The 4,336-nt window shown below is 74.8% G+C and carries 5 protein-coding genes and 1 pseudogene; 4 read left to right on the top strand and 2 right to left on the bottom strand.

Annotation, left to right across the window (positions count from 1 at the left end; genetic code table 11):
- Positions 1-509, bottom strand: a 509-nt coding sequence (locus tag HUW36_RS26790) for an ABC transporter substrate-binding protein (RefSeq protein WP_246248336.1), incomplete at its 3' end; no start/stop codon positions are given.
- A 177-nt stretch (positions 510-686) separates the two neighbouring features.
- Between HUW36_RS26790 and HUW36_RS26785 the strand changes: the two genes are divergently transcribed.
- The 3 genes from HUW36_RS26785 to HUW36_RS26775 all read left to right on the top strand — a co-directional run bounded on the left by HUW36_RS26785 (position 687) and on the right by HUW36_RS26775 (position 3,276).
- Positions 687-1,385, top strand: a complete 699-nt coding sequence (locus HUW36_RS26785; protein WP_174530680.1) for a hypothetical protein — start codon at positions 687-689, stop codon at positions 1,383-1,385.
- A 106-nt stretch (positions 1,386-1,491) separates the two neighbouring features.
- Complete coding sequence (locus tag HUW36_RS26780) at positions 1,492-2,535, top strand: zinc-dependent alcohol dehydrogenase family protein (protein ID WP_174530679.1); 1,044 nt, start codon at positions 1,492-1,494, stop codon at positions 2,533-2,535.
- Positions 2,536-2,625: 90 nt separating this feature from the next.
- On the top strand, positions 2,626-3,276 hold the full coding sequence (locus tag HUW36_RS26775; protein ID WP_174530682.1) for a fasciclin domain-containing protein: 651 nt from the start codon (positions 2,626-2,628) through the stop codon (positions 3,274-3,276).
- Positions 3,277-3,320: 44 nt separating this feature from the next.
- Here the strand turns inward: HUW36_RS26775 and HUW36_RS26770 are convergent, their stop codons facing one another.
- The gene (locus tag HUW36_RS26770) at positions 3,321-4,064 is read right to left on the bottom strand and encodes a hypothetical protein (protein ID WP_174530678.1); all 744 of its coding nucleotides are present in this window, start codon (positions 4,062-4,064) and stop codon (positions 3,321-3,323) included.
- Positions 4,065-4,167: 103 nt separating this feature from the next.
- On the opposite strand from HUW36_RS26770, the pseudogene HUW36_RS34645 reads away from it, so the two are divergent.
- Positions 4,168-4,336: pseudogene (locus HUW36_RS34645) on the top strand (sphingosine kinase); the annotation flags it as partial.

Here is a 4,336-nt window from a genome sequence, read left to right as displayed (position 1 = left end):
ACCCGCCGCCGGGGCCTGCCGGCCACCGCCGCGCGGATCGCCGCGAGCCGGGCGCGCAACCCGTCCACCAGGGCCTCCGCGCGGTCGGGCACCCGGGCGGCCGTACCCACCGCGCGGATCGAGTCCAGCACGTCGTCCAGGGTGTACGGGTCGAGCGACAGCACGTCGGCCCGGCAGCCGAGATGTTCGACGGCGTCGGTGACCGTGCCGGACGGGAGCGCGCAGACGCGGCACAGGTCCTGGGTGAGGATCAGCTCCGGGTCCAGGTCGGCGAGCGCGCCGGCGTGCAGCGTGTAGAGGTCGGCGCCGGCGGCGAGCTGCTCCTTGACGTACGCGTCGATCTCGCCGGGGCGCATGCCCCGGGTGTCCCGGCCACCCACGACCACGGTGACGCCGGCCCGGTACGCCGGTGGCACCTCGCACTCGAACGTGACCCCGACCAGGTCGTCGCCGAGGCCCAGGGCGTACGCGATCTCGGTGGCGGAGGGGAGCAGGGAGACCAGACGCATGCCGCCCATCATGCCCGGTCGGCGGGGAGGCGGACATTCGGCTGCCCTGGGGCCTTGCCGGGACGCCGCACCCGCTTAGACTCTGCTGACTCCGCCGAGTCCCCCGGGGCGGTGTCCCGGGGTGGCGTCGGCGCCCCACCCCCGGTCAGCGCGCTGACCTCCGCTCCGGAGAGCCCGATGAAGAGCCGTACCGCCGCCGTCCTTGTCGCCCTCTGCGCCGCCGCCGCGCTCACCGCCTGCGGTGACGACGAGCCCGCGCCGAAGGGCGAGCAGGTCCCGGTGACCGCCACCGACACCAGCTGCGAGGTCACCACCACGCTGTTCACCCCGGGCACGGTCACCTTCACCGTGACCAACCGGGGGCAGCAGGCCACCGGGGTCTACCTCTACGGCCGGGAGGGCACCACGTTCACCAAGGTGGTCGCCGAGGTGGCCGACGTGCCGGCGGGCCGCACCGGCGACCTGCGCGCCCAGTTGGAGACCGGCACCTACGAGGTGGCCTGCAAGCCGGGCCGGCAGGGCGACGGGATGCGGACCCGGATCACCGTCTCCGACGACGGCACGGTGGCCAGTGCCGCGGCCGAGACCGCGTACGACCGGGCGCTCACCATCGAGCTGTCCGGTGACACGCTCACCGGTGTGGACGGGCTGATCGCCGAGCCCGGCGAGAAGCTCGCGCTGAAGGTGGCCAACAAGACGGCCGGCGCCCGGACGCTGTACGTGCTCAACCCGGAGGGCAAGCGGGTCGCCGAGCTGAAGGCGGAGCCGAACGGCACCGCCGAGACGGTGGTGACGCTGGGCGCGGCCGGCAACTGGACGCTCAAGGTCAAGGGCGACGGGGTCGCCTCGCTGAGCAAGCGTCTGCTCGTCCGCTGATCGGGTGAGCCCCACCACCGGGTCGGGGAGACGGGGCGGGGGCGGGCGACGCGCGGTCTAGTGTTCGCGCGGAGCCAGCCACCCGCACCGTCCGGAGGAACCATCGATGCGCGCCACCGTGATCCACGGCCCGAACGACGTCCGCGTCGAGGAGGTGCCGGACGCCGCCGTCCGCGAGCCGGGCGACGCCGTGGTGCGTACCGTGCTGGCCTGCATCTGCGGCAGCGACCTGTGGGCGTACCGGGGAGTGGCCAAGCGGAACCCGGGGCAGCGGATCGGGCACGAGTTCCTCGGTGTGGTCGAGGAGGTCGGCGCGGACGTCACCTCGGTGCGGGCCGGTGACCTGGTGGTCGCGCCGTTCGTCTGGTCCGACGGCACGTGCGAGTTCTGCCGCGAAGGGCTGCACACCTCCTGCCCGCGGGGCGGGTTCTGGGGCACGCCGGGTTCCGACGGCGGGCAGGGCGAGGCGGTACGCGTCCCGTACGCCGACGGCACGCTGGTGCGGCTGCCCGCCGAGGCGGCCGGCGACGAGCGGCTGCTGACCGCGCTGCTGGCGCTGTCGGACGTGATGGCCACCGGGCACCACGCCGCCCTGGCGGCGCGGGTGCGCCCGGGCGCGACCGTGGCCGTGGTCGGTGACGGCGCGGTCGGCCTGTGTGGAGTGCTGGCCGCGCGGCGACTCGGCGCGGAACGGATCGTGGCGTTGGGCCGGCACCCGGCCCGCACCGACATCGCCCGACGGTTCGGCGCCACCGACGTGGTGGCGCAGCGCGGTGAGGCGGCGGTCGAGGCGGTCCGCGAGCTGACCGGCGGCCACGGCGCGCACGCGGTGCTGGAGGCGGTGGGCACGGAGGAGTCGATGCGTACCGCGATCTCGATCGCCCGCGACGGCGGCGCGGTCGGCTACGTCGGGGTGCCGCACGGCGGCAGCGCCGGAGTCGACGTCCAGCAGATGTTCAACCGCAACGTGACGCTCGCCGGCGGGGTGGCGCCGGCCCGGGCCTACCTGCCGGAACTGCTGGCCGACGTGCTGGCCGGCGTGATCGACCCGTCGCCGGTGTTCGACCGGTCGGTGCCGCTTTCCGGCGTGCCGGAGGGCTACCGGGCGATGGACGAGCGGACCGCGCTGAAGGTTCGTGTCACCTTCTGATCCCGGAGTGCATCCACCGGGGACGGTCGGGGCGAAGCAAGGGTCGTGACGACAGTCACGGACCTGGTCGCCTCGACGAAAGGCTCCCCGATGAACATCGCTCGTCTCGCCGCCCGCCTGGCCGTGGGCGCCACGGCCGCCGCGGTGGCCACGACCGCCGTCGCCGCTCCCGCCCAGGCCGGCGCGAAGCAGCAGGGCACCCGGTCGCTGGCCGCCGTGCTCACCGCCGACAAGAGCGGCTTCGACCACAACTCGCGGGACTTCGACGTGCTCACCAAGGCGGTCCTGACGGTGCTGCAGGCCAAGCCGGACTCGCCGGTGAAGGTGCTCACCGACGGCACCGTCGCGCTGACCGCGTTCGTGCCGAACGACTACGCGTTCCGCGAGCTGGTCCGCGACATCACCGCCGCGAAGAAGCTGCCGGGTGAGAAGGCCGCCTTCGACGCGGTCGCCGGCCTGGGTGTGGACACCGTGGAGGACGTGCTGCTCTACCACGTGGTGCCGGGCGCGACGATCGACCGGAAGGCGGCGCTGAAGGCCGACGGCGCGGATCTGACGACCGCGCTCGGCGCGACCGTCGAGGTCGACGTGAAGCACTGCTGGTACGGCCGCCAGGTCCGCCTGATCGACGCCGACACCAGCGACCGCAACGCGCGGGTGGTGCGCTACGACATCAACAAGGGCAACAAGCAGATCGCGCACGCGGTCGACCGGGTGCTGCGCCCGATCGACCTGCCCTGACGCACCGGCCCGACGGCGCCCGGCACTCACCGTGCCGGGCGCCGTCAGCGTTCGCGGTGGCCGAACTGACTGCTCAGGGCCAGCCCGGCCGAGCAGCTCAACTCGCCGGGGGCGAGCTGGGTGTGCGACGGGCGCCAGGTCTGCGCGTCCGCCGTGTCGACCCGGGCCAGCAGGCAGTCGTACCGGCTCGCGCGCAAGGCGACGCCGACCGTGCCGCCCCGGACGGCGATCTCCTGCCGGATGGCCGGGTCGAGCTTCAGGCCGGCCACGGCGGCGCGCACCGCCGCCTCGTCGGGGCCGGCCCTGCGGAGCGTCTGGCGGAGACGGTCGTCGACGCCGTCGAGCGACGGGTCCTGCGGGACGGGCACCGGATCGCCGGTCGGGCAGTCGATGTCGTCGTCGCGGTCGTCCCGCTCGGGGCCCAGACGCAGGCGGAAGCAGACCGTCTCGGTGCCCTCGACCGTCTCGCCCCGGCCGTTGACCCCCGCGCCGTGCCCGGTCACCCGCAGCACCAGCGTCACCCCGGTCTGCCAGTGCGTCTCGCCGCGCACCTGGAGCACGGTGACCGCGGGCTCCTGTCCGGCGGCGTGCACGAACTCCTCGGCCGTGTAGAGGTGGTCGCGGGCGAACCTCGCCTCGACCCGCTCGACGACGTCGGTCGCGTCGGCGACGGCGTTGTCGTGCCAGGCCGGCTCGACCGGCCGTTGCGCCCACCAGAGCCCACCGGCCAGCAGGAGCGGGGCGAACGCCACCGGGGCGAGGGCGGCGATCAGCGTGCGTGGTCGCATGGCGGGCAGTATTGCGTACCGTCGCCGGCGTGGTGGCCCCGTCGTCGGCGGTGGCGGTGTCGCCCCTGGTGAGGGGCGCGGCTCGTGCCGTACGGTGCTCGCCGTGACCGCGCACGATCATGTCCCGCCCGGCCCCGTCGCCGTGCTCGCCAACCCGAGCGCCGGCCGGGGACGGCACCGCGGGCTGCTGCCCCGGATCCTGGCGCGCCTCGGTGGCGCCGGCCGCCCGGTCGAGCTGCTGACGGCCCGTACCCCGGCCGAGGCGGAGGCGG

Origin of the sequence: Micromonospora maritima, assembly GCF_902825405.1 — a bacterium.
Classification (GTDB): Bacteria; Actinomycetota; Actinomycetes; order Mycobacteriales; family Micromonosporaceae; genus Micromonospora; species Micromonospora maritima.
Note: the sequence above shows the minus strand (reverse complement) of the source record. Positions and strands in the feature narration are given on the sequence as shown.

Coding starts and splice junctions, on each gene's coding strand:
- HUW36_RS26780 (WP_174530679.1), top strand. CDS start 1,492: ATGCGCGCCACCGTGATCCACGGCCCGAACGACGTCCGCGTCGAGGAG.
- HUW36_RS26785 (WP_174530680.1), top strand. CDS start 687: ATGAAGAGCCGTACCGCCGCCGTCCTTGTCGCCCTCTGCGCCGCCGCC.
- HUW36_RS26770 (WP_174530678.1), bottom strand. CDS start 4,064: ATGCGACCACGCACGCTGATCGCCGCCCTCGCCCCGGTGGCGTTCGCC.
- HUW36_RS26775 (WP_174530682.1), top strand. CDS start 2,626: ATGAACATCGCTCGTCTCGCCGCCCGCCTGGCCGTGGGCGCCACGGCC.